Below are 24212 nucleotides of genomic sequence, written 5' to 3' on the forward strand. Positions count from 1 at the left end.
CAATGTCGGATACCAAGGTCTACCTGCTCGACGGCGGCTCGCTCGTCCTCGACGGCTATCATGTCTTCTGGAACCGCGGCCCGGGCGGCGAAGTGCGCTTCCCCGTCTACTCGATCCTGATCGAGCATGCCGAGGGCCGCTTCCTCATCGACACCGGCTACGACTATGACCACGTCATGAAGGTGCTGCCCTTCGAGAAGCCGATCCAGGAAAAGCACCAGACCATTCCCGGCGCGCTGGCGCTGCTCGGGCTGGAGCCCAGGGATATCGACGTCGTCGTCAACTCGCATTTCCATTTCGACCATTGCGGCGGCAACAAGTATTTTCCGCACGCCAAGAAGATCTGCCATCGCACGGAGGTCCCGCAGGCCTGCAATCCGCAGCCCTTCGAACATCTCGGCTATTCCGACTTGAGCTTCTCGGCCGAGGCGGCCGAAGCGCGTGGCGCGACCGCCCAGTTGCTGGAGGGCACGACGCGCGCCAACTCGACCTTCGAGGGCATTGACGGTGACGTCGACCTCGCCAAGGGCGTCAAGCTGATCTCGACCCCCGGGCACTCGATCGGTCATTACAGCCTCCTGGTCGAGTTTCCCAAGCGCAAGCCGATCATGTTCACGATCGACGCCGCCTATACGCAGAAGAGCCTGGAAACGCTTTGCCAGGCAGCCTTCCATATCGACCCGGTCGCGGGCGTCAATTCGATGCGCAAGGTGAAGAAACTTGCCGAGGATCACGGCGCCGAGCTGATGTACTCGCACGACATGGACAACTTCAAAACCTACAAAACCGGCACGCAGTTCTACGGCTGACCGCCGCCAATCCGGAGACCAAGACCATGCGCTATCTCGAACACGCCGATCCGGTCATCACCCTGACCGCTGGACCGGTGAACGCTTATGCCGAGGTGCTGCGGGGCCTCGGCCGCACCGTGCTTTACGATTACGACCCGGCCTTCCAGCTCTTCTACGAGAAGGTCGTCGACAAGGCGCAGAAGGCGATGCGGCTTTCCAACAAGCCTGTCATCCTGCATGGCGAGCCGGTGCTGGGCCTGGAAGCGGCGGCAGCGTCGCTGATCACGCCCGGCGACGTGGTGCTCAACCTTGCCTCGGGTGTCTACGGCAAGGGGTTCGGCTACTGGGCGAAACGCTATTCGCCGCATCTGCTCGAGATCGAGGTGCCCTACAATGAGGCGATCGACCCGCAGGCGGTTGCCGACATGCTGAAGGCGCATCCGGAAATCACGGTCGTCTCCGTCTGCCATCACGACACCCCGTCGGGCACGATCAATCCGATCGATGCCATCGGCGCGCTGGTATCGGCGCATGGCGGCTACCTGATCGTCGATGCCGTCTCGTCGTTCGGGGGCATGAAGACGCATCCGGAGGACTGCAAGGCCGACATCTACGTCACCGGGCCGAACAAGTGCCTCGGCGCACCTCCCGGCCTGACCATGATGGGCGTCAGCGAGCGGGCCTGGGCCAAGATGAAGGCCAATCCGCTGGCGCCGCGCGCATCGATGCTGAGCATCGTCGATTGGGAAAATGCCTGGTCGAGGGAAAAGCCGTTTCCGTTCACGCCATCGGTCTCGGAAATCAACGGGCTCGATGTCGCGCTCGACCTCTATCTCAACGAGGGGCCGGAAGCGGTGTGGGCGCGCCATGCCCTGACCGCCAAGGCCATGCGTGCGGGCGCCACCGCGATGGGCCTGTCGATCTGGGCCGCCAGCGACACGATCGCCTCGCCGACGACGACCGCTGTCCGCACGCCGGATGGTGTCGACGAGAAAGCACTTCGCCAGGCAGCGCGCGCCCGCTACGGCGTGGTATTTTCGTCGGGCCGCGGCGAGACATTGGGCAAGCTGACGCGCATTGGCCATATGGGCCCGACGGCGCAGCCGATCTACGCCGTCGCGGCACTGACGGCGCTTGGCGGCGCCATGAATGCGGAAGGCCGGAAGCTTGCGGTCGGCAAGGGCATCGACGCGGCGCTGGCCGTGATCGACGCCGACGCCTGAACAGACATCACCAGATTGCGCATTGAGGAGAAATTTCATGACTGAACGGCTTGCGGGAAAGACGGCGCTGGTGACGGGCGCCGCACAGGGCATCGGCAAGGCGATAGCGGCGCGGCTGGCGGCCGACGGCGCGACCGTCATCGTCAGCGACATCAATGCCGAGGGTGCGAAGGCCGCGGCCACCGCGATCGGCGGCAAGGCGAAGGCTGTCGCCGCCGACATTGCCGATCCGGCCTCGGTCAAGGCGCTGTTCGGCGAGATCCACGCGCTGACCGGCGGCGTCGACATCCTGGTCAACAATGCCAGCATCGTGCCGTTCGTCGCCTGGGACGATGTCGACCTCGACCATTGGCGCAAGATCATCGACGTCAACCTGACAGGGACGTTCATCGTCACCCGGGCGGCGACCGACCAGATGCGGGCGGCGGGCAAGGCCGGACGCGTGATCAGCATCGCCTCCAATACCTTCTTCGCTGGCACACCCAACATGGCGGCCTATGTCGCGGCCAAGGGCGGCGTCATCGGTTTCACCCGGGCGCTGGCTGCCGAGCTTGGCAAGTACAACATCACCGCAAATGCGGTGACGCCCGGTCTGATCGAGAGCGATGGCGTCAGGGCCAGCCCGCATAACGAGGCGTTCGGCTTCGTCGAGATGCTGCAGGCGATGAAGGGCAAGGGCCAGCCCGAACACATCGCCGATGTCGTGGCATTTCTCGCATCCGATGACGCGCGCTGGATCACCGGCCAGACGCTCAACGTCGATGCGGGCATGATCCGGCATTAGAGGCCATCGACACATCGACGGCCACGGCCGGCAGGTTGCGGGCGACAGGGACCCGCCTGAGGCTATGTGGATCGACTCGACGAAAGCCGGGCTTTCCGTCCTTGTTCGCAGGCCAAGTGGGGCTAGATCGGCCGAACGGCCTTACACACGCCCTGATGACGGTGTTGCGGTAGGCTTCCCCAACCCGATCGGGGTCGCGGCATTCAAAAGACCCACTGCAGCGCGAGGCCGACCACGGACAGTCCCATTGTGACTGTCGCAAGCCATCCGAGAAAGCGAAGCCAACCCTCAACGGGGAATTCGCCCATGATGTCGGAACGCCCGGTCATAAGCATCATGACGACCATTACAGGGACGGCGCATATGCCGTTGATGACAGCGCTCCAGTAAAGCGCCTTTATGGGATCGATCGGCGTGAACATGATCCCCATGCCCAGCGCCACAGCAGCGGCCAAGGTTGCATAAAATGCCATCGCTTCCTTCGGCTTGCGCTCCAGTCCCACTGGCCAACGGCGCGCCTCACCCACGGCGAAGGCGGCCGAGCCCGCCAGAACCGGAACCGCGAGAAGGCCGGTGCCGATAATCCCCATTGCAAAGATCGCAAATGCGAATTTGCCTGCGACCGGCTCCAGCGCCTTGGCCGCATCGGTGGAGGAATTGATGTCGGTCACTCCGGCCTTGTGCAAGGTGGCGGCGGTCGTGACGATGATTGCAATGGCTATCAGGTTCGAAAAAGCCATGCCCACCAAGGTGTCGGCGCGAATGCGCTGGAAGGCGCCCGACGCCTGCCACGGTGCCCATCTCAGCGGCTTGGCCTTCGGGTCGATCTTCTCCTCTTCGACCTCTTGCGACGCCTGCCAGAAGAACAGGTAGGGAGAAATCGTGGTGCCGAGTATGGCCAGAAGCGTCGTGAAAAACGCTCGGTTCCATTCCATGTTCGGGAGAACGACCCCCTTGAGGGCCTCCCCCCATGGGATATCAGCCAGAAACGCAGCCACCACATAGGCAAAGAGGCTCAGCGTTGTCCATTTCAGGACCGTGACGTATCGGCTGTAGTCGAGAAAGACGATCGCCAGAACGCATGCCACGCCGAACGCAAGGACGTAAAGCGAGCTTGGGCCGCCCACGAGCAATCGCAGCGCATCAGCCATCGCGCTCAGATCCGCCCCGATGTTGATCACGTTGGCGGCGAACAAAAGCAGGGCCACAAAATACATCAGGGGAGACGGGTAGTATCGGGAGAGATTGCCGGAAATACCTCGACCTGTCGTCCGCCCTATCCGCGCGGCTATCTCTTGGATCGCGACCATGAGCGGAAAAGTGAATACCATGGTCCAACCGACATTGAACCCCAACTGGGCGCCCGCTTGGCTGTACGTGCCGATGCCCGAAGGGTCGTCGTCCGAAGCGCCTGTGATGAAGCCAGGTCCGATTGTGCGCAGGAATCGCTGGACTGGCCCTTTTGCCCGAATGTTGCTCTGTTTCCCAGAGACTTCGACGCTCGTGTTGCTCATGCAGGTGCTCCAGAAACGCGGATCCTTCGAGATCCGCTTGAAGCAAAATTCGGCGATCGCCGTTCGGTTCCTTTAGCCATTGCTGAAACGCCCGGCAGTAGCCCCTCAGCGCGCGAGAAATATCATGTCGCCAGCAAAGGAGGCACACTCCAAGCGACAAGATACCAACGGCCGCTTGGGAGAAGCTTTTTTGGCGGGGGGGCAACCGCGGTTTGCGTTCGAGTACCGCCGCCCTTCGCGAGCGTGGACATTTGAGCCGCGCAGTTCGGCGCAACCATCGCGTAATCCGGCTTCAAACCCCACTTCTAGCGATATTCATCTAGAGTTAGTCCGTAGTAGTGTAAGCGAGATGCTGTTTCAGCGATTTATACGATTTTCGCGCGGAATATCTTTAAACCTGTAGGCGCGATCCCTACGTCATTCTCTGTTATGTCTATCAAGGCAACACCGATGTAACATCGCTCACGGCCACGCCTGCCCTCACTGGGGACTCGGGATGCGCGGTCATTTTCCCATACAATGAGCAGCCCAAACGTTCGACACGCCCTTAGCGCGTCGAGCGTGTCGGCGCGCAGTCTCCCCGCGTCATAGATCAACACCAACCGGGTGACCGTCGGGTGAACGAACTCGCGCGCCCCATAGGAGAGAAAAGATGGAAGCCCTACAATATCTCGGCCCGATGGAATGGGTGGCTATCGAGGTGGCCGTGCTCGTCATCGTGCTGGCGATCCTGTTCTGGTGGAGCGGCGTGGTCCGCTACATCCCGAACGACAGGCTCGGCATCTTGGAAAAACTATGGAGTTTTCGCGGCTCGGTCAGCAATGGCTTCATCGCGCTCAACCGTGAGGCAGGCTATCAGCCGGAAGTCGTGCGCGGCGGCCTGCATTTCTTCATGCCGTTCCAATATTCGATGCATCGCGCCAATCTTGTCACCATCCCGCAGGGTCAGATCGGCTACGTCTTTGCCCGTGATGGCAAGCCGCTGCCTCCGACGCAGACACTTGCTTCCAACACCGATGCCGATGATTTCCAGGATGTGCGCGGCTTTCTCGAAAAAGGTGGACAGAAGGGACCGCAACGCAAGATCTTGCGTGAAGGCACCTATGCCATCAATCTCGCACAGTTCATCGTGCTCACCGCCCAGTCAATCCATTCCGTTAATCTGAGCTCGTCGGAACAAAACCTTTTTGCCAATATGTCCAGCATGATCTCGGAGCGGGGCGGCTTTGAGCCAGTCGTCATCCACAATGCCGAGGACATGATCGGTATCGTCACCATCCATGACGGTCCGGCCTTGCCGGACGGCGAGATCATCGCACCGACCGTCGCCAACGATCCGAACGACCCGAACTTCCACAACAATTTCCAGGACCCGGAGAAGTTTCTCGATGCCGGTGGTTACCGTGGCCGCCAGTTGCAGGTGCTGGCCGACGGCAGCTACTTCCTCAATCGCATTTTCGCGACTGTCGAACTGGTCGAGAAGACGATCATTGACGTCGGCACGGTGGGTGTCGTCGTCTCCTATAACGGCCGCCACGGCACGGATATTTCCGGGCAGGCATACCGTCACGGCGAGCTGGTCGAAATCGGCGCACGCGGTGTCTGGTCGACGCCGCTGCTGCCAGGTAAGTATGCGTTCAATACCTATGCCGGCAATATCATCACCGTGCCGACCACCAACTTCGTGCTCAAATGGACGAAGGAGCAGTTTGGCGAACACAGGCTGGACGAGAACCTGTCCGAGGTGTCGTTGATCACCAAGGATGCGTTCGAGCCTGTGCTGCCGCTGTCCGTCGTCGTGCATATCGACTATATGAAGGCGCCACTCGTGGTGCAGCGTTTCGGTGACATCAAGCGACTGGTCGAACAAACGCTCGATCCGATGGTTTCTGCTTATTTCAAGAATATCGCCCAGACCAAGACGCTGATCCAGCTTTTGCAGGAGCGTAGCGATATCCAGCGTAAATCGGGCGAGGAGATGCGGGAGAAATTCAATTCCTACAGCCTCGAGCTGCAGGAAGTGTTGATTGGTACGCCACGTGCCGGCAATGGCCAGAACAGCATAGAGCAAATCCTGATTCAGCTGCGCGAGCGCCAGATTGCGGTCGAAAAGGTCGAGACTTATAAATTGCAGGAGAAGGCGGCCATCCAGGAACGCACGTTGCGTGAGAAGGAGGCGCTCGCCGAACAGCAAGCCAAGATCACGACTTCGGCACTTACCATCGAGATCAGCGAGAACGAGGGCAAGGCGCAACTCGCCCGCACCCGCCAGCAGGCGGAAACCATTCAGGTCACTGCCAAGGCAGAGGCCGAGAAGGTGCGCCTCGGCGGCCAGGGCGAGGCCGACATGATCAAGGCTATCGCGCTTGCCGATGCCGAACGCATCAAGGCGACCGGTTTTGCGGATGCCGAGAGGGTTCGCGCCGTCGGCCTGGCGGAGGCCGAAGCCACCGAGAAGAAGGTCGCGGCCTTCGGCGGCCCGGACTATCAGCTCAACTCGCAGGTTCTCATGCGCTTCGCCGAGGCGATCGAAAATGGCAGGCTACCGCTCGTGCCGCAGATCCAGATCGGCGCTACCGGTGGCGAGAAGGGGGCCGCCAACGGCCTTGTCGAGATGATGCTTTCGATGCTCGTTGCCGACCGGGTTGGACCGCAAATCCTACCGGATGAGGTCCCGGCACCCGTTGAGGAGGAGTGATCGAGGATGGGCCGGTTGGACCGGCCCATTTTGCGCTCTGCCGAAACATGCCGGGATGGGGGCGGCGCCTGCAATCTTGGGCCGCCCTCGACCGTGGCTCTCCACCCAGCGAACCCGCATGCCGAAAAGCGGGCCGCATCAATCGGCCGCCGCAATACAAACATTGCGTGCGATAGTGGGTTTGAAGTGGTAGCGGGAGAGGGACTTGAACCCCCGACCCCAGGATTATGATTCCCGTGCTCTAACCAACTGAGCTACCCCGCCAGGGCGGCGAAAGGCCCGAAATCCGCCTTAAATCGCAAGGCATTTCGAGGCGTTCGCCAAGGTCGGGCGGATATAAGGTTGGGAGGGCGAGCCTGTCAAGCTTCGATGCATTCGATAGAGGCGCATATTCTCGATGGCGAAAAGCTTTGCCGCGCGAACACCTGGATGCGGCCGCCGGGGTTGAGTTCGACGGGGCACGTCGCTATGTCTCGGCCACGAGTTTTTAGAGTTTGAAACAGATGAAGCCGCGCATTGCAGTCCTCGGTTGCGGATACTGGGGCTCAAACCACATCCGCACCCTCAAGGCGCTCGGCGCGTTGCACGCGGTTTCCGACACCAATCGTGCCCGCGCCGAAGGTTTCGCCAGCGAACAGGACTGCCTGGCGATCGAGCCGGACCAGCTGTTCGTGCGCGATGACATCGACGCCATCATCATGGCCTTGCCGCCGCAGTTCCATGCCGACCTCGCCGTGCGCGCCGTCGAGAACGGCAAGGACGTGCTGGTGGAAAAGCCGATCGCGCTGACGGTGGCCGATGCCGAGCGCTCGGTGCAGGCGGCCAAGGACAATAAGCGTGTGTTCATGGTCGGCCATGTCCTGCGCTTCCATCCCGCCTTCGAGACGCTGAAAGGGCTGATCGACAAGGGCGAGCTCGGCGAGGTCCGTTACATCCATTCGCACCGGCTGGGGCTCGGCAAGTTCCATACCGAGAACGATGCGCTATGGGACCTGGCGCCGCACGATCTGTCGATGATCCTGGCCATCACCGGCACCGAGCCGATCGAGGTGCGCGGCGAGGGGGCGGCACTCCTCGACAATCTCAGCGATTTCGCGCACCTGCATATGCGCTTTCCCAACGGGCTGCGCAGCCATCTCTTCACGTCGCGGCTCAACCCCTATCGCGAGCGCCGGCTGACCGTGGTCGGCACCAAGGCGATGGCTGTGTTCGACGATGTCGAGCCATGGGAGCGTAAGCTTGCGGTCTACCGCCACGCGGTGTGGCAGGACAGCGGCCAGTGGGCGTTCACCACCAACGAGCCGTCCTATGTCGCGGTTGCCCAGGGCATGCCGCTGACGCGCGAGCTGGAGCATTTCATCCAGTGCATCGAGACGCGCGCCGAACCGCGCACCAGCGGCGAGGAAGCGATCAGGGTGCTGCGCATCCTGACCGCTGGCACCGTCACTCACACCAAATCCTGAGACTGTTCGGAAATTCTACTGTTTGGAAATTCTACTGGGGCGGCCATCTGATGGCTGCCTAAAGTGGATTTCGAAACGGTCTTTGAGAGGGTGTTATTCGGCGGGCACCCGCGCCGGCTTGGCGGCGAGCCGGTTCAGCATCGCCTCGGCCTCGGCGCCGCGCTCGGAACGCTCGATGAAGCCGCCGCCGAAGACGCGGGCCTCGTTGCCGTCGTCGGAATAGAGCACGCAGGCCTGTCCGGGCGCGATGCCCGATTCACCATCGGCCAGTTCGACCGAGGTCACGCCTGCCTCGTGGCGCAGAACCGCCGGCCGTGGCGGCCTGGTCGAGCGCACCTTGGCGAACAACTCGATGCCGCCGGCGGGAACATCGGCGAGTGCGCCGTCTCCCAGCCAGTTCATGTTGCGCAGATAGATCTTGTGCGTCTCCAGCGCCTCGCGCGGGCCGACGACGACGCGGGCGCGCTCGGCATCGAGATGGACGACATAGAGCGGCTCGCCCGACGCGATGCCGATGCCACGGCGCTGGCCGATCGTGTAGCGCAATATGCCCTCGTGGCGGCCAAGCACGCGGCCGTCGATATGGACGATGTCGCCCGGATTGGCGGCGGCCGGCTTCAGCTTGGCGATGATGTCGGAATATTTGCCCTGCGGCACGAAGCAAATGTCCTGGCTGTCCTGCTTGGCGGCGACCGTCAGCCCCATCTCCTCGGCGACGGCGCGAACCTGTGGCTTCGACAGGCCGCCAAGCGGAAAGCGCAGATAGTCGATCTGCGCCTGCGTGGTGGCGAACAGGAAATAGCTCTGGTCGCGGTCGGCGTCGACCGGCCGGTAGAGGGCGCGGTGGCCACCATTGGCGCCGGAGCGGATGTAGTGGCCGGTGGCGAGCGCATCGGCGCCGAGATCCTTGGCCGTGGCCAGGAGATCGGCGAACTTGACCGTCTGGTTGCAGGAAACGCAAGGAATGGGCGTTTCGCCGGCGACATAGCTCTCGGCGAAGGGGTCGATGACCGCCTTGCGGAACCGCTCCTCATAATCGAGCACATAGTGGGGAATGCCCAGCGTCTCGGAGACGCGGCGGGCATCGTCGATATCCTGGCCGGCGCAGCATGATCCGGCCCGATGCGTTGCCGCACCATGATCATAGAGCTGCAAGGTGACGCCGACGACATCGTAGCCCTCGCGCTTCAGCAGGCCGGCGACCACGGATGAATCGACGCCGCCCGACATGGCGACGACGATGCGGGTGTTTTCTGGGCGTCCGGGAAGATCGAGGCTGTTCATGGTGCTTTCATTCTAACGCGGCGTCTGAATGCCAATGTCGAGAATATAGGTCAAGCTTTCCTGCTGCGCCAGCTTGCAGGGCGACCGGCGGCGCGTCGCGAGCGCTGCGAATGGATACATTTCTCCCGGCCAAAACAGGGCTTCCAGCCGCATATTTCAAATGCCCGCTAAAAGACTAACGCGGCGTTCACGATCCTTACCTAGTCATTAGGGTCTGCTTAGGCAATTTTTAAAGCTGTGGCGGTAACGTGGCGGGGATTGGGTCTTTGAGTTTTTTGTAGAGAGTACGATGACCGATCTGGTTAGACCTAGAGTCAAATATGTTATCGGGCCTGACGGCAGCCCGCTTACGATTGCCGATCTGCCGCCGACGAACACGCGTCGCTGGGTCATCCGGCGTAAGGCGGAAGTGGTTGCAGCGGTGCGCGGCGGACTTTTGAGCCTTGAAGAGGCATGCCAGCGCTACAAGCTGACCACGGAGGAATTCCTGTCCTGGCAAGCGTCGATCGACGAATACGGCCTTGCCGGGCTGCGCACCACGCGTATCCAGCAATACCGGCACTAGGCCGGCCTCACCACGATCAAAGGGCGCGGCATGCCGCGCCCTTTTTCTTTCGGAGCGACGGTGTCGCCGCTCAGATCGTCAGTGCCACCTTGCCGATCGGCCTGGTGGCGAGAAAGGCGTGGGCGGCTCCCGCCTGGTCGAGCGGAAAAGTCCTGGCCACGTGGACGGCAAGCTTTTGCGCGTCGATCAACCCAGCGAGCTCGAGCAGGCCCTCGCGGTCGGGCACCACCGACATGCGCTCGACCCTGATATCGCGCGAACTGGCGTCGGCGCGCGTGGCGTCGTTGACATTGAGCAATGACACCAGCACGCCGCCGGGCTTCAGCACCTTCAGGGAGCGATCGGCATGGTCGCCGCCCAGCGGCTCCAGCACCAGGTCGATGTCGCTGATCTGGCTGGTGAAATCACCCTTGGTGTAGTCGATCACCTCATCGGCGCCCAGCTTGCGCACGAAGTCGAGCTTGCCCGGGCTGGTTGTGGCAACGACGTAAGCACCACGCGCCTTGGCGATCTGCACGGCCAGATGGCCAACGCCGCCAGCTCCGGCGTGCACCAGCACGCGTTGGCCTGATTGCAGTGCGCCATGGCGGACAAGGCCTTGCCAGGCGGTGAGACCGGCCAGCGGCAATGCGCCGGCCCGGATGTGGTCCGCGCCTTTCGGCTTCGGCGCGATCTCATCGGCCGGCACGACCGCCAGTTCGGCGTAGGCCGCGGCCTGCTTGGGGAAGCGCGGCATGCCGAACACGTCGTCGCCGACCTTGACGCTGGTGACGCCGGCGCCCAGAGCCTCGACCGTCCCCGAAATATCCCAGCCAAGGATGAAAGGTGGCTCGCCGAGCAGCGGATAGTTGCCGGCGCGCACCGCGCCATCGACGGGATTGATGCCGGCCGCCTTGACGCGGACCAGCACCTCGCCGGCCTTCGGCGTGGGATCGGGCAATTCGGCGATGACAAGAACGTCGGGTCCGCCGACGGCATTCTGGGTAACGGCACGCATGAAATCTCTCCTGTTGATCGATGCCACTATCATTTGGAGAGTAAAGACCTATTGTCTAGTATGTACCTCTCTGATATATAGGTACCTTATGGATAGTGATTGCGACTCCCCCTTTGGCTATGACGCGTTCCGGCGGACATGTCCGTCGCACACCGTTTTGGAAATGCTGGCCAGCAAATGGGTCTATCTGGTTGTCTGCGCGCTGCGCAAAGGCCGGATGCGCAATGGTGCGCTTGCCCGCAAGCTCGAAGGCATCACGCCCAAGATGCTGACCCAGACCTTGCGAGTGCTGGAACGTGACGGCCTGGTGCGGCGAGAGGTCTATCCGGTCATTCCGCCACACGTGGAATATGAACTGACCGAGCTCGGCCAGAACCTGGCGGAACTGCTTACCCAGATCAGATCGTGGGCGGAGCAGCATGCGCCCGATATCAAGGATGCCCGGGCAAGGGCGACCAACGGAAATGAGGCGGACTGGGCGGCCTAGGTCTTGTGCGCCAGCAGCACTTCGCGGCGCCAGCCGGCGCTGGTTCAGGCTGCCGTCCCGACAGCGGGCGCGCTTGTGCGCGTGTCGAATAGCGCCGATGTCGGCTGGTTCAGCCGATCATGGCGCTACGGCCACCGGTTTCGGCCTCGCGAATCTTAGTATCGCGCGATTCCAGCATCTCAGCCTTGGAAAGCTCCGCTTCAGCTTCGCCGAGTAATGATTCGGCGGCGCTTCGCTGCTGGGCGAGGTCGCCTTGCGAGTTCCTGAGATTGTCGCGGCGCAGGCGCGCCGCCTTGGCAAAGGTCGGATAGGCGAAATGGTTGATATCTGTGATGCCGGCTTTCTTTTCCTCGGCGGTGATCTGAAGCTCCAGTTCGACGGCCATGCGCTCGAACTCGGCGATCATCATGTCGAGCTGCAGCATCTGCCGCCGCTTCTCATTCACCTGAAACTGCTTCAGCCGAACGAGGTTTTCACGTGACTTCATGATTCGGTACTCCCGGAAACGCACACCCGCACATATCGTCCAAACCACTTGGAAAGGCCCAAGCACTGCCCGTATCCACCGGCTTTCTCCGCACTATGGGAAACAAAACCCTAAAGTTTTTTGCCGGCGGTAACCATTCGTTTACGGGCATTGTTAATCATACGGGTCAGGGCTTAAGGCCGGGTAAAAATTCCGGCCGCCGAAGCGAAGCCGCGTCGATGAGTCCCTGGAGTCACTTAGTCCAGGTTATTAATGTGTCGCATTAGGAATTTTGGTCTGTGATTCGTTATTAGATTCAAGAGGGTGTAGAAAGGGGTTAAAAAATCTGATACCGTAATGAACGGGAAATTAGGTTTTGTTAACCATTCGATGGCAGCCTCTCTACAAGGCAACCACTGCTCCGGGGCAGGACGGGTCGTGAAATGGTCCGGCGGCAGAAAAGGGGAATGAAATGCGTGTTCTGCTGATAGAAGATGACAGTGCAACCGCACAAAGCATCGAGTTGATGCTGAAATCGGAAAGTTTCAATGTCTATACGACGGACCTCGGCGAAGAGGGTGTCGATCTGGGCAAGCTCTACGACTACGACATCATCCTTCTCGACCTCAACCTGCCCGACATGTCCGGCTACGAGGTCTTGAGAACGCTTCGCCTCTCCAAGGTAAAGACGCCCATCCTCATCCTCTCCGGCATGGCTGGCATCGAGGACAAGGTACGCGGCCTCGGCTTCGGCGCGGACGACTACATGACCAAGCCGTTCCACAAGGACGAGCTGGTGGCGCGCATTCATGCCATCGTGCGCCGCTCCAAGGGTCACGCCCAGTCGGTCATCACCACGGGCGATCTGGTGGTCAACCTTGACGCCAAGACCGTCGAGGTCGGTGGCCAGCGCGTGCACCTGACCGGCAAGGAATACCAGATGCTGGAGCTGCTCTCGCTGCGCAAGGGCACCACGCTCACCAAGGAAATGTTCCTCAATCACCTCTATGGCGGCATGGACGAGCCGGAACTGAAGATCATCGACGTCTTCATCTGCAAGCTGCGCAAGAAGCTCGACGCCGCTTCCGGTGGCCAGAACTACATCGAGACCGTCTGGGGCCGCGGCTATGTGCTGCGCGAACCGGAAGACATCCGCGTCAGCGCCTGAGCGCAGCCGGCAGAGCTTTCTAAAAAACCCGGCCATGGCCGGGTTTTTGCATTGTAGGCCGATGATCATTTGTTTTTGCGCACTGCCGGACAGACGGCAGGCCGCCGCGGTTCTCCTGGAACAGCGTTCAGGCAGCGATCTTCAAGGCGCGAAAGCGCTCGAGCAGTTGCGGGCGATTGAAGGGCTTCAACAGATAGCCCTGGGCGCCGGCGCGCTTGGCGCGCATGATCGACGCGATATCGAGTTCGACCAGCGAGATCAGGATCTGCGGCTTGATCGGGCTTTCCATGGCGCGCACGCGCCGGATGAGGTCGATCGCCTGCATGTCCGGCAGGGCGCCGTCGACGACGATGATGTCGGGCATGTCGGCCGCGCACATCTCCAGTGCGTCAAGCCCGCTGGCTGCCTCGATGACCATCATGTCGGAACCGCCCAGGATGCGTTTTGCGACCTTCCTGATGACGCTTGAATCGTCGACGAACATGCAGCGTTTCATTTTCCGGGTCCTCTTTGCCCTTTGGCAATCCGGTCGTGCGGGGCATCTGCGGCGTAGCCTAGACCGATCTGGTAAAGAAGCCAAAAAGCCGTTAGGTAAAATTTTTGCAAAGATACCGTTCGACGCGCTTTTCCTTGCGGATGCTTCGGCGTTGCCGGGCAGGCAAAGTTCATCGCACCCCGATTGGGGTGTCAATGAAATATTTCAGATTGAAATACTTTGTTCGATCGCGCTGCCAGCGCCGATTTCAGGCCGCCGAAAGGACGATTTCTTCAGCCGTCGCATGGATCGAAATCGTCATGTTGGCCTCGCGGGCCAGCAGCAGCGTGTAATAGGGCTGCACCGAATGCGCGTCGATCGGCTCCTCCGGCTTGTGACCGGAATGCAGTTCGAGGAATTTCGGCGGCACACGCAGCATCGGCCCGCTTGCCGAAAGCGAAAAACGCGGCTCGGTTTCGAGATTTTCGAGCGTCACCACCAGCTTGCCGCCGCGCGGAATGGCGGCATTGGCAACCAGGAGCAGGTTGAGCAGCAGCTTGACCTTGTTCTTGGGCAGCAGCGCGCGGATGCCGTTCCAGACCAATTCCGGCTTTTCGTTCTTGAGGAAGGCGATGGCGACGGCCTCGGCATCTCCGGTGTCAATCATCATGCCGGCCGAGCCGGCGGCGCCGAAGGCGATCCGGGCGAACTGCAAACGGGCGGAGGCGTTCTTTGCGCTCTGGCGGATCAGCCGCATGGCGTCTTCGTCGGCACCACCTTCGTCGAGCAGTTCAAGCCCGTTGTTGATCGCGCCGACCGGCGAGATGATGTCGTGGCAGACGCGGCTGCACAAGAGCGCCGCCAGATCGGGGGCGGTGAGGGTGAACAGATCGGCCATCGGTGAAAATCCCTGCAAATTCCACTAGTCGTGACCGGGCGACCTGCTATCGCGCTACCCACACGAATCACGTTCCAACCCGAGGCTTTCTGAATACACAGCACTCGTTCGTACAGCAACAAATCCAAGATTGTCGTCGGGGCAAATGGCGTGTTCGCCCAGGCTGCCGGCCCCGCGCGCTCCCCAAACAGCCTTCGAACCGCCATCTTCATGTGGGAATTTAATGGTTGAAAAAGGATTACGGCATAGTTTGCCCCTAACAGTCATCCTTAACGGCCGCCTAAAAAGAGCCGTACGGATGCGAGGCGTCGGCGAAAGTGCTTCATGACGGAGATTGGAAGCATGTTTTCCCGATTCTATGACCGGAGTTTTCTCCGCGTCCTCTCAATGGCGATCACGCTCATGGGCGTTCTCGTCTTCACGACATCGCCCTTGCGGGCCCAGGAGTACACCGCTCAGGAAATTATCGATTCCGGCCACAAGTTCTTCGGCGCGACGTCGGGCGGGTTGGCCACCGTCGTGGAGAAGATTTTCGCCTCCTACGGTCTGCCCAATGGCTATCTGCTCGGCGAGGAGGGATCCGGTGCGCTGATCGGCGGCCTGACCTATGGCGAAGGCACGCTCTACACCAAGAATGCCGGCGATCACAAAGTGTTCTGGCAAGGCCCGTCGCTGGGCTGGGATTTCGGCGGCGAGGGGTCACGCGTGATGATGCTGGTCTACAATCTCGACGATGTCGGCAACCTCTACAATCGCTATGGCGGCGTCGCCGGTTCGGCCTATGTGGTGGCGGGTGTCGGCTTCAACGTGCTGAAGAACAACAATGTGCTGCTGGTGCCGATCCGTACCGGCGTCGGCGCCCGGCTCGGCGTCAATCTCGGCTATCTGAAACTGACCGAGCGGGCGACCTGGAACCCGTTCTGATCTGTCCAACATGATCGAATCGCGGACAGTTTGACCGGATTCCCGAGCCCACGCCCCGAATGAGCCGCGGCAAGCCCTTGCCGCGGTGCCGGATTTCCGCCATGCCAAGATGGCACAGTCCAGCCTTCCAAGTTGTCGTCGATAACGGGTAGTCCTTTGGTTCAGTCGGTCCTGTTCTTTACCCTCGGCTTTCTCTGTGCCGGCTTTCTGGCGCTGATGGTGGCTCCGGCCGTCTGGCGGCGCGCCGTCGCCCTGACCCGCAGGCGCATCGAGGCCTCCATCCCGCTGACGCAAGCCGAGATCCAGGCCGACAAGGACCGGGTCCGGGCCGAGTACGCCATGACGACGCGGCGGCTCGAAATCAACGTCAAGACGCTGCGCGAAAAGGTGGCCGAACAGCTCGTCGAGATCAACCGGGGCCGCGAGGCGCTGAAGGGGCTCGCGGTCGAGCGCGCGGAAAAGGACCACGCGCTCGCCGAACTCGGCGCCAAGAGCGAAGCGTTGCTGCGGCGCGAAGAGGAACTGCATCAGCTTTCGGAGCGGCTCAAGGAAACCGAACGAAAGCTGGAAAGGCGGGCGCTCGAACTCGAGAAGCTGGAGCGCATGTATGACGACGCCAGTTTTGCCTCCAGCAGCCGCCAGATCGAACTCGTGGCCCGCGAATCCGAATTGCAGAAGCTCGCCAGCGACATCTCGCTGCTGCGTGGCCAGCGCAAGGAAGCGGATCGGCGCGGCCAGGAGATCGCGGCCGAAAGCAAGGCCGCGCGCGATGCCTTGAAGGCCGAAAAGAAAAGGGCCGCCGAACTCGACAAGAAGGTCGAGCGGCTGCTGGCAACGCTCGCCGACCGTGAGGACAAGCTTGATCGGCGCGAAAAGGAGTTGGCGCGGTTGCGGGAAAAAACGAAAGCCGAGGACGGCGCCCCAGCCTTGCGGCTGGTTGGCAAGCCCGATGAGTCGGACCGGCATGACGAGGCAGGCGAGCGCGACGACATGGACCGCGCGATTGCCAAGCTCGACAGCGACCGCGAGCGGCTGGAGGCCAGGCTGACGGCGCTGGCGCGGGAGAACAAGCGGCTTAAGGCGGATCTCGGCGCTGTGGCATCGTCGGGTTTGACGAATGGCAATGGCGCCGCGCTGCGTGAGCAGATGAACGAACTGGCGGCGGAGGTCGTCCACCTGACAGCCAAGCTCGAAGGACCGGATTCACCGATCGCCAAGGCGCTGGCGGCACCGCAGGACAACCGCTCCGCCAGCCACGACCGCAGTCTCGCCGACCGCGTGCGCGCCTTGCAGAAGGCGGAAGCCAACTGACGCGGTGCGGGCTGGCGGCCTGCCGGCGTCTTGGCCTCAGACGGCGCCCGTCAGCGCGAGAAATGATGCAGGGCGATGGCCGAGGCGGCAGCGACGTTCAAGCTGTCGAAGCCATTCGACATGGTGATCCGCACGGTTTGCAAGCGGGCAAGCAGGCTTTCGGGCAGGCCTTCGCCCTCGGTGCCGAGATAGAGCGCCAGGCGCTCGCCGCGCCGTGCATCGCGTATGTCGATCCGGCCGCGCGGCGACAGCGCGAACTGGTCGTAACCCCGCCGATCGAGATCCGCCGTGAAGTCCGCCGTGTCGGCGAAGGACGCGAAAGGGATCTTGAGCGCGGCGCCGACCGAAACCCGGATCGCCTTGCGGTACAGCGGATCGCAGCATGTCGCGTCCATCAACACCGCATCGGCGCCGAAAGCGGCGGCGTTGCGGAAGATCGAGCCCATATTGTCATGGTTGGCGATGCCGACAAGCACCACGACCAGGGCTTGAGCGGGCAAGGCATCCAGCAATGACCCAGACGGCAGGGGTGTCTCCTTGCGGCCGATGGCCAGGATGCCGCGATGCATGTGGAATCCGGCGATCGCGTCCATCACCGCGCCGGCGACGACATAGACCGGCAGGTCCGTTCGTGTCTTGCGCAGTATGTCCTCCAGGCCGCCAAGCCGGTTTTCCAAGACCAGGATGGATTCGGCGCTGAAGCGGCTCGACGACAAAAGCAGGTCGAGCACCACCTTGCCTTCTGCGACGAAGCGGCCTTGCCGGCCGGCCAGGTCGCGCTCGCGGATATCAAGATAGGCCGCGACACGTGGGTCGCGTGGATCGTCGATGCGAATTGGGTCCATGTCCCGCTCAACAATAAAGAGCGTGGCTCGTGTGCCGCGAAAGACACATGAGCCAGGCTCCGGAAATCGTCAGCGAGGTAAACGGCCGCGGCAGCGTCCGGTCAAGTCCCGGCGCGGCGCAATCTCTGCGCCATCTGGGACAGATCTTCCTTGCTGCTGCCGAAGATGCCGTCCAGCACGGCGAGCAGTTCGCGCACCGCATCGGATTTGCAGGAATAGTAGATCATCTGACGATCGCGGCGGGTGTCCACGAGGTCGAGCGCCCGCAACTTGGCCAGGTGCTGCGAGAGGGCGGATTGGCTGAGCATCACCTTTTCGGCGATGGCGCCGACCGACATTTCACCGTCGATCAGATAGCTCATGATCAACAGCCGTTTTTCGTTGCCCATCAGCATCAGAAATTCGGCAGCCGATTCGGCGTTCGCGATTAGTTTTGTCGAGACCATTGATGCCCCATGCTGTTTGCTCATCGAGGCGCCATGGGGGCAATGGTGCCTGAATCCATAAATTCACTTGTGAAGGTGCCGACGAGTCAGCACCACAGCTAAGCCTAGAACATTTCTTTCAAATCTCAAGGGTTGCTTTTGATCAAATGCAATTTAGTTTCGTCTTATGCCTCCGATGCGGCCCTGCCGATCCTGGCCATTTCGACCAGGGCGGGACGTAATTCCGAAGCCTTTACCAGCGGTTGCGGGAAGAATACCCGGCAGACATTGTCCCCCGACACCAAATCCATGCCATCGGCGTCCAAACCGGCGATCGTCCAGCCATCACCAGGTGCCTTGGCGAAATGACGGGCATAGATGGCGATCGCGTCGAGATGGTCGGCATTCATGTGCTCGACGGCCGATTGTTCGCTTCCGGCAAGTTCCTCGATGATGGGCCCATTGGTGAGGAGGTCGGCCCGTTCGAGCAGATAGGCCTTGCCGAACCCGCCGTTGAGGCTGGCGCGTTGCGGCTCCAGGCGAAAGATCGAAAAGTCGCCGAGCCCGGCATAGAGGCTCGCCTTGGGATTGCGGTTGAGATAGCGGCGCTCGGTACGGGCATGCGCCTGCGAGCCGCGCTCCAGCCGCGATGCCTGACAGACCAGCGTCAGCCGCGGATGCGCCAGCGGATCACCTTTGCCGGGTTCGCCAAGCAGCAGGGAACAGCGCGGATCGGCAAGCAGGGCCGACGTATGCGCCGCGAGCATCGACACCAGAATGAGCGGCGCGCCGTCGATGTCGGTCGCGACGCCGACCCGGCTCGCCAGCGGCGCCCCGGTCCGTGGTTCCAGCACCGCCAGGGCGCCGAAGCGGGCACTGCGCAGAAGCGTTTTCGCCAACCGGATCGCCTCGGCGTCGGTCTCTCGGATCACATCCCTATCTTGATTTCGCTGCATCGAAGCGCTCGCCACAATTTGTCTCGCTTGTCGGTGTTGCCGGCCGGATTCGGTCTTCCGCCAACTTCGGCTCGCACTATTTCGGCGCCATGCGGATGGCGCCGTCGAGGCGGATGGTTTCGCCGTTCAGCATCTGATTTTCGATGATGTGCAGGGCAAGTGCGGCATATTCGGAAGGTTCGCCGAGGCGTGAGGGGAAGGGCACCGCGGCGCCCAGCGAATCCTGCACGTCCTGCGGCATGCCGGCCATCATCGGCGTCTTGAAGATGCCGGGCGCGATGGTGCAGACCCTGATGCCGGAACGGGCGAGATCACGCGCCACCGGCAACGTCATGCCGACCACGCCGCCCTTGGAGGCGGAATAGGCCGCCTGGCCGATCTGGCCGTCATAGGCGGCGACCGAGGCGGTGTTGACGATGACGCCGCGCTCGCCGCCCTGCAGCGGCTCGAGCTTGGCGGCGCGGTCGGCAACCAGGCGGATCATGTTGAAGGTGCCGATCAGATTGACCTCGATCACCTTGCGGTACTGGTCGAGCGGATGCGGGCCGTCCTTGCCGATCGTCTTCACGCCAATGGCGATGCCGGCGCAATTGACCAGGATGCGGGGCTCGCCCAGCTTGGCGGCGACATCGGCGAGGGCGGCGGCACCACTGTCGGCACTCGCGACGTCGCACCGGACGGCGATGCCGCCGATCTCGGCCGCGACCTTGGCCGCGCGCTCGATGCCGACATCGAGGATGGCGACACGGGCCCCCTTGGCGGCAAGCGCGCGAGCGGTTGCCTCGCCAAGGCCGGAGCCGCCGCCGGTCACGATCGCGATCTGGCCGTTGGGATTCATGGCGTCATCCTTCCTGTGAGAACGGGCTTTCTATGAGAACGGGGACGGATCAGGCCCGGATCGACCGACGAGGTCAAGATGGAGCAGTTCGCCGTCTTGCAGAAACGGCGAACGCAGCCCCGTTCATACCCTTCGCGAAGCTGCTTCAGGCGTGCTCGACGATCCTGGCCTGGCTGGCGTGGCCGACCTCGCCCGAAAGCCTGGCCACCGCGCCTGGCGTGATCTCATGCGACAGCAGCCGGTCGAGGTCGACAGGCCGCGGCATCGAAATCTGGCCGCGCGGTATGCGCTTGAAGCCGAGCGGCCCGTAATAGGGCTCGTCGCCGACCAGGATCACGGCGGGTGCACCGGCCTTGGCGGCGGCCTCCAGTGCGATCGCCACCAGCCGGCGGCCGATGCCGAGATTCTTGAAGGCGGGCCGTACCGCGAGCGGCCCAAGCATCAGCGCCCGGCCGGCACCGGCCGCTATGCGCGTCATGCGCACCGAGGCGACGACGAGGTCGCCGTCGACCGCGACAAAGGACAGAGCACGCTCATGCCCACCGGCCTCGCGGATCTTGTAGGCGGCCAGCACGAAACGGCCGGGCCCGAAGGCCTCGTCATTGATTGCTTCGATTTCAGGATCGTGCGCCGGGGTTTCCGGCAGGTACTTCACGTCGGCAAGGCTCATGGTCTTTGCGTTCCGGTAGAGGAGGAAAGGTTGCTGCAAACGGCAGCATTCGCCAGTCAGCGCTTCATCAAGCGCGGGCGCCCTTTCGTCGTCGGTCAAACCGGATCAAAGCAAAATCGAACATGCAAAGTGTCCGCTAGCATCAATTTTGCGCCGCCGCAATCGACCCGTCCGCTGGCCCTATCGATTGACGATCTGTTCAGTCCTGACTAATTCCGTCTTGCCGCATCGCGCTCTACATGAGGTGGAAACGCGAAAGGATATTCCATGGGATTGTTGGTCGACGGTAAATGGCAAGACCGCTGGTATGACACCAAGGACAGCGGTGGCAGGTTCGTGCGGCCGCAATCGCAGTGGCGAGATTGGATCACGCGCGACGGTGCACCGGCAGAAGGCCGCGGCCGAGGCTTCAAGGCGGAGCCCGGCCGCTATCACCTTTATGTTTCGCTCGCTTGTCCCTGGGCGCACCGGACGCTGATCTTTCGCGCGTTGAAGAGGCTCGAAGGCATCATCTCCGTCTCGATCGTGCATCATTTCCTCGGCGCCAATGGCTGGACGTTTGTAGCCGAGGACGGCGCCACCGGCGACACTCTCTATAGCCTCGACTTCCTGCACCAGATCTACACCAGGGCGGATTCCTCCTATTCGGGCCGGGTGACGGTGCCGGTGCTGTGGGACAAAAAGGAACAGACCATCGTCTCCAACGAATCCTCCGAAATCATCCGGATGCTCAACTCAGCCTTCGATCAATGGGGCGATGCCGGCCTCGATTTCTATCCCCAGGCACTGCGCGGCGAGATCGACGCGATCAACGCGCTGGTCTATCCCTCCGTCAACAACGGCGTCTACCGCGCCGGCTTTGCCACCACGCAGGCGGCCTATGAAGAAGCGTTCGGCGAGCTGTTTTCGACGCTCGATGGGCTGGAGGACCGCCTGTCCAGGCAACGCTATCTGGTGGGTGACCGCATCACCGAGGCCGACTGGCGGCTGTTTACCACTCTGGTGCGCTTCGACCCGGTCTATGTCGGCCATTTCAAGTGCAACCTGCGCCGCATCGCCGATTATCCGAACCTGTCGAACTATCTGCGCGACCTCTATCAGGTGCCCGGTGTGGCGGGGACGGTGAACCTGCATCACATCAAGGCGCATTATTACGGCAGCCACGAAACGATCAATCCGACGCGCATCGTGCCGGTAGGACCGGAGCTTGACTATGGCGCGCCGCATGATCGGACGAAGTTCGCGAGGGCGGCGGCCTGATCTACCAATAGGGCGATGCTGGCACGCCGCGGAAAACCTCGGCGATCCGCCGCAGCGTCGCCGGTGTGGTGCCTTCCGGCAAGCGATCGAGTGGAAAAAAGCCGGCCTCGGCGATTTCATGGTCGGGCCGTTTCGGCGCGGTCTGGCTGAAATTTTCGACGAGATAGAAGCCGACATGATCGCGCCGGCTGGCGCGGCGGTTGAAGTGCATCGACTTCAGCACCGGCGTGGCGGCCATCGCGATGTTGCCCTCTTCGGCGAGTTCGCGGGCCAGCGCCTCGGCCAGCGTCTCGCCAACCTCGACGCCACCGCCGGGAAGCTGCCAGCCGGGCACATAGGTGTGGCGAATGAGGAAGACGGAATTGGTGGCGGCATCGTGGATCAGGCCGCGCACACCGAGCGTCATCGGCCGCCGCAGCACGAAATAGAGATGGAACAGCCGGGCCCTCAACCCCGCCCAGCCGGTCTGGCGGAACGCGGCTTCGTCGTCGGTCGGCATCAGTAGCGAAACCGTGGGTGGAAAGCGGCGTGCACGTCGCCTATGAAGGAGGAATGTTCAGGCTCGCGCATATTTCCGATGTCCATCTGGGGCCGCTCCCCGATGTATCCTATCGCGATCTCGCCTCCAAGCGCGTGCTCGGCTACGTCAACTGGCAGCGCAACCGCCGCCGCCACATGCACGATGCCGTCATCGACGCCATCGTCGCCGACATCAAGGCGCAAAGCCCGGACCATCTCGCTGTCACCGGCGACCTCGTCAACCTGGCGCTCGACGGCGAGATCGAGATGGCCAAACACTGGCTCGAGACGCTGGGGTCGGCGCATGACGTTTCGGTCGTGCCGGGAAACCATGACGCCTATGTGCCCGGTGCCTTCGACAAGATCTGCCGGTCATGGGCGGCGTGGATGAGCGGCGACGGTGTCAACACGCCGGTCGATCGCAATGCATTTCCCTATCTGCGCGTGCGCGGCAATGTCGCGCTGATCGGCGTCTCGACGGCGCGCGCCACGGCGCCCTTCATGGCCAATGGCTTCTTCATGGAGGGGCAGGCGGCTCGCCTCGGCAAGATCCTCGAGAGCGCGGCGAAGCAAGGGCTGTTCCGTGCGATCATGATCCACCACCCGCCGGTGCGGGGCGCCGTCTCCCAGCACAAGCGGCTGTTCGGCATCGCCCGCTTCCACAAGATCATCCGCCGCCATGGCGCGGAGCTCGTGCTGCACGGCCATTCGCACCTGCCGTCGCTGTTCCAGATCGGGCCTCGCGATGCAAAGGTCCCGGTCGTCGGGGTCGCCGCCGCCGGCCAGGCGCCGGGCGGCAATCACCCGGCAGCACAGTACAATCTGTTCGACATCGACGGCGAAAAGGGAAACTGGCGCATCCGCCTGACGCGACGCGGCCTGACCGGACCGTCCATACCGCCTTCCGATCTGCAGACCGTGGAACTCGGTGTCGAGCCCGACGCGGCTATGGTCGCCAGTTGAGAACCATGGCCGAGACGCGGTCCCACAACAGCGCCGCCGACACCGCGAGACCAACAAGTCCGCCGGCGGCGACCAGCCCAAGGCCCGACAGGAAGGCCGACCAGCCCTTGCCTTGCGTCGAGGCTCGCAGCGGCGGCTCGGCTTCCGTGACCTCGGCGCGTCTCATGCCGGCGACCGCCGGCTCGACGCCACCCTCCATCATTCTCCGGCGTTCGACGATGCGCTCGGCGACATAACGCGTCACGGAATCGGCGACCGGCTTCATCTCGGTCGATTCGGCAAGCACGACACGGCCAATGCGAGTGTCCTTGAGGAAGCGGTAGGTGCGGCGGTCGCGCCCCATCGCGACATGGCTGACGGCGTCGATCCACAGGCGCGGCTGTAGGCCCGAGGAGACGACAAAGTCGAAATTATCCATGTCGGCCGGAACATCGGCAAAGACGGGCGCGAGGTCCGCGGCCAGGAGGTCGAGGCGCATGCGGTGCGCCTCGCGCATGTCGACGACGACATCGTCGCGGTCAGCGAAGGCGTTCTTCACGTCACGGATGGCATCGGACAGTTTGCTTGACGGATCGATCTTCTCGCCTGCGTCCTTCATCGGCGTCTGCCTCGCGGGGTTGGTTAACACGCAGTTAACACAGCCGCCGGCAAAATGCACTGGCGCGATCAAGACGGCGAGGCGCCCGGG

The 24212-nt window shown here is 62.4% G+C and carries 25 protein-coding genes and 1 tRNA gene; 12 read left to right on the top strand and 14 right to left on the bottom strand.

Annotated elements, in window-relative coordinates; all coding sequences use genetic code 11:
- Positions 1-2: 2 nt before the first annotated feature.
- The 3 genes from EN850_RS07860 to EN850_RS07870 are packed head-to-tail and all read left to right on the top strand — an operon-like array spanning position 3 to position 2798.
- Positions 3-809: a 4-pyridoxolactonase gene (locus EN850_RS07860; protein ID WP_127275679.1), complete on the top strand. Its 807-nt coding sequence runs from the start codon at positions 3-5 to the stop codon at positions 807-809.
- A gap of 26 nt (positions 810-835) precedes the next feature.
- Positions 836-2014, top strand: a complete 1179-nt coding sequence (locus EN850_RS07865; protein WP_136090948.1) for an alanine--glyoxylate aminotransferase family protein — start codon at positions 836-838, stop codon at positions 2012-2014.
- A 37-nt stretch (positions 2015-2051) separates the two neighbouring features.
- Complete coding sequence (locus EN850_RS07870) at positions 2052-2798, top strand: SDR family NAD(P)-dependent oxidoreductase (RefSeq protein ID WP_136090949.1); 747 nt, start codon at positions 2052-2054, stop codon at positions 2796-2798.
- 203 nt (positions 2799-3001) lie between these two features.
- Here the strand turns inward: EN850_RS07870 and EN850_RS07875 are convergent, their stop codons facing one another.
- Positions 3002-4312, bottom strand: a complete 1311-nt coding sequence (locus EN850_RS07875; protein ID WP_136090950.1) for an Nramp family divalent metal transporter — start codon at positions 4310-4312, stop codon at positions 3002-3004.
- Between the two features lie 652 nt (positions 4313-4964).
- On the opposite strand from EN850_RS07875, the gene EN850_RS07885 reads away from it, so the two are divergent.
- The gene (locus EN850_RS07885) at positions 4965-7010 is read left to right on the top strand and encodes a flotillin family protein (protein WP_135865479.1); all 2046 of its coding nucleotides are present in this window, start codon (positions 4965-4967) and stop codon (positions 7008-7010) included.
- 187 nt (positions 7011-7197) lie between these two features.
- Here EN850_RS07885 and EN850_RS07890 read toward each other — a convergent pair.
- A tRNA-Met gene (locus tag EN850_RS07890) sits at positions 7198-7274 on the bottom strand.
- Between the two features lie 239 nt (positions 7275-7513).
- Here EN850_RS07890 and EN850_RS07895 point away from each other — a divergent pair.
- A complete protein-coding gene (locus tag EN850_RS07895) occupies positions 7514-8473 on the top strand; it encodes a Gfo/Idh/MocA family oxidoreductase (protein ID WP_127869816.1) in 960 nt (319 codons plus the stop codon).
- Positions 8474-8566: 93 nt separating this feature from the next.
- Here EN850_RS07895 and mnmA read toward each other — a convergent pair whose 3' ends face one another.
- A complete protein-coding gene (mnmA, locus tag EN850_RS07900; RefSeq protein ID WP_136090951.1) occupies positions 8567-9757 on the bottom strand; it encodes a tRNA 2-thiouridine(34) synthase MnmA in 1191 nt (396 codons plus the stop codon).
- 289 nt (positions 9758-10046) lie between these two features.
- On the opposite strand from mnmA, the gene EN850_RS07905 reads away from it, so the two are divergent.
- Positions 10047-10322 carry a DUF1153 domain-containing protein gene (locus EN850_RS07905; protein ID WP_006203587.1) on the top strand — a complete coding sequence of 92 codons (276 nt, stop codon included), beginning with the start codon at positions 10047-10049 and terminating at the stop codon, positions 10320-10322.
- A 70-nt stretch (positions 10323-10392) separates the two neighbouring features.
- Here EN850_RS07905 and EN850_RS07910 read toward each other — a convergent pair whose 3' ends face one another.
- On the bottom strand, positions 10393-11319 hold the full coding sequence (locus tag EN850_RS07910) for an NADP-dependent oxidoreductase (RefSeq protein ID WP_136090952.1): 927 nt from the start codon (positions 11317-11319) through the stop codon (positions 10393-10395).
- Positions 11320-11407: 88 nt separating this feature from the next.
- On the opposite strand from EN850_RS07910, the gene EN850_RS07915 reads away from it, so the two are divergent.
- Positions 11408-11806: a helix-turn-helix domain-containing protein gene (locus tag EN850_RS07915; protein ID WP_127870022.1), complete on the top strand. Its 399-nt coding sequence runs from the start codon at positions 11408-11410 to the stop codon at positions 11804-11806.
- A 109-nt stretch (positions 11807-11915) separates the two neighbouring features.
- Here EN850_RS07915 and EN850_RS07920 read toward each other — a convergent pair whose 3' ends face one another.
- Entirely contained in the window at positions 11916-12293 is a 378-nt protein-coding gene (locus EN850_RS07920) for a flagellar export protein FliJ (protein WP_027146385.1), read from the bottom strand.
- Positions 12294-12744: 451 nt separating this feature from the next.
- On the opposite strand from EN850_RS07920, the gene ctrA reads away from it, so the two are divergent.
- Positions 12745-13440 carry a cell cycle two-component system response regulator CtrA gene (gene ctrA / locus EN850_RS07925; RefSeq protein ID WP_006203583.1) on the top strand — a complete coding sequence of 232 codons (696 nt, stop codon included), beginning with the start codon at positions 12745-12747 and terminating at the stop codon, positions 13438-13440.
- Between the two features lie 127 nt (positions 13441-13567).
- On the opposite strand, the gene EN850_RS07930 is transcribed toward ctrA, so the two are convergent.
- A complete protein-coding gene (locus EN850_RS07930) occupies positions 13568-13936 on the bottom strand; it encodes a response regulator (RefSeq protein ID WP_127869813.1) in 369 nt (122 codons plus the stop codon).
- Between the two features lie 247 nt (positions 13937-14183).
- Positions 14184-14813: a histidine phosphotransferase family protein gene (locus EN850_RS07935; RefSeq protein ID WP_127279334.1), complete on the bottom strand. Its 630-nt coding sequence runs from the start codon at positions 14811-14813 to the stop codon at positions 14184-14186.
- Between the two features lie 387 nt (positions 14814-15200).
- Here EN850_RS07935 and EN850_RS07940 point away from each other — a divergent pair, with 387 nt between their 5' ends.
- Together EN850_RS07940 and EN850_RS07945 are read left to right on the top strand one after the other, a co-directional pair.
- On the top strand, positions 15201-15737 hold the full coding sequence (locus EN850_RS07940) for an EipA family protein (protein WP_245458768.1): 537 nt from the start codon (positions 15201-15203) through the stop codon (positions 15735-15737).
- Positions 15738-15893: 156 nt separating this feature from the next.
- Complete coding sequence (locus EN850_RS07945; protein ID WP_136090953.1) at positions 15894-17048, top strand: hypothetical protein; 1155 nt, start codon at positions 15894-15896, stop codon at positions 17046-17048.
- A 50-nt stretch (positions 17049-17098) separates the two neighbouring features.
- Here EN850_RS07945 and EN850_RS07950 read toward each other — a convergent pair whose 3' ends face one another.
- The 5 genes from EN850_RS07950 to EN850_RS07970 form a co-directional block, all read right to left on the bottom strand.
- On the bottom strand, positions 17099-17893 hold the full coding sequence (locus tag EN850_RS07950; protein WP_127280946.1) for an RNA methyltransferase: 795 nt from the start codon (positions 17891-17893) through the stop codon (positions 17099-17101).
- A 101-nt stretch (positions 17894-17994) separates the two neighbouring features.
- A complete protein-coding gene (locus tag EN850_RS07955; RefSeq protein WP_127280947.1) occupies positions 17995-18339 on the bottom strand; it encodes a metalloregulator ArsR/SmtB family transcription factor in 345 nt (114 codons plus the stop codon).
- A 164-nt stretch (positions 18340-18503) separates the two neighbouring features.
- A complete protein-coding gene (locus EN850_RS07960) occupies positions 18504-19274 on the bottom strand; it encodes a HugZ family protein (protein WP_136090954.1) in 771 nt (256 codons plus the stop codon).
- 76 nt (positions 19275-19350) lie between these two features.
- Positions 19351-20112, bottom strand: a complete 762-nt coding sequence (locus EN850_RS07965) for a 3-hydroxyacyl-CoA dehydrogenase (protein ID WP_136090955.1) — start codon at positions 20110-20112, stop codon at positions 19351-19353.
- A 145-nt stretch (positions 20113-20257) separates the two neighbouring features.
- Positions 20258-20782 (bottom strand): N-acetyltransferase, encoded by a 525-nt coding sequence (locus tag EN850_RS07970; protein ID WP_127280713.1) that lies wholly within the window; start codon positions 20780-20782, stop codon positions 20258-20260.
- 267 nt (positions 20783-21049) lie between these two features.
- Here EN850_RS07970 and EN850_RS07975 point away from each other — a divergent pair, with 267 nt between their 5' ends.
- Complete coding sequence (locus tag EN850_RS07975) at positions 21050-22042, top strand: glutathione S-transferase family protein (protein WP_136090956.1); 993 nt, start codon at positions 21050-21052, stop codon at positions 22040-22042.
- A 1-nt stretch (position 22043) separates the two neighbouring features.
- Here the strand turns inward: EN850_RS07975 and EN850_RS07980 are convergent, their stop codons facing one another.
- Positions 22044-22541 carry an NUDIX domain-containing protein gene (locus tag EN850_RS07980; RefSeq protein ID WP_135865459.1) on the bottom strand — a complete coding sequence of 166 codons (498 nt, stop codon included), beginning with the start codon at positions 22539-22541 and terminating at the stop codon, positions 22044-22046.
- Between the two features lie 53 nt (positions 22542-22594).
- Between EN850_RS07980 and EN850_RS07985 the strand changes: the two genes are divergently transcribed.
- Positions 22595-23524: a metallophosphoesterase gene (locus EN850_RS07985; protein ID WP_135915263.1), complete on the top strand. Its 930-nt coding sequence runs from the start codon at positions 22595-22597 to the stop codon at positions 23522-23524.
- Here the strand turns inward: EN850_RS07985 and EN850_RS07990 are convergent.
- Positions 23508-24122, bottom strand: coding sequence for a hypothetical protein (locus tag EN850_RS07990; RefSeq protein WP_127280843.1), 615 nt, complete (start codon positions 24120-24122; stop codon positions 23508-23510). The two genes, EN850_RS07985 and EN850_RS07990, sit on opposite strands and share 17 nt — an antisense overlap.
- Between the last annotated feature and the right edge of the window lie 90 nt (positions 24123-24212).

Source organism: Mesorhizobium sp. M8A.F.Ca.ET.207.01.1.1, from assembly GCF_004794715.1.
In the GTDB taxonomy this organism is placed as follows: Bacteria; Pseudomonadota; Alphaproteobacteria; order Rhizobiales; family Rhizobiaceae; genus Mesorhizobium.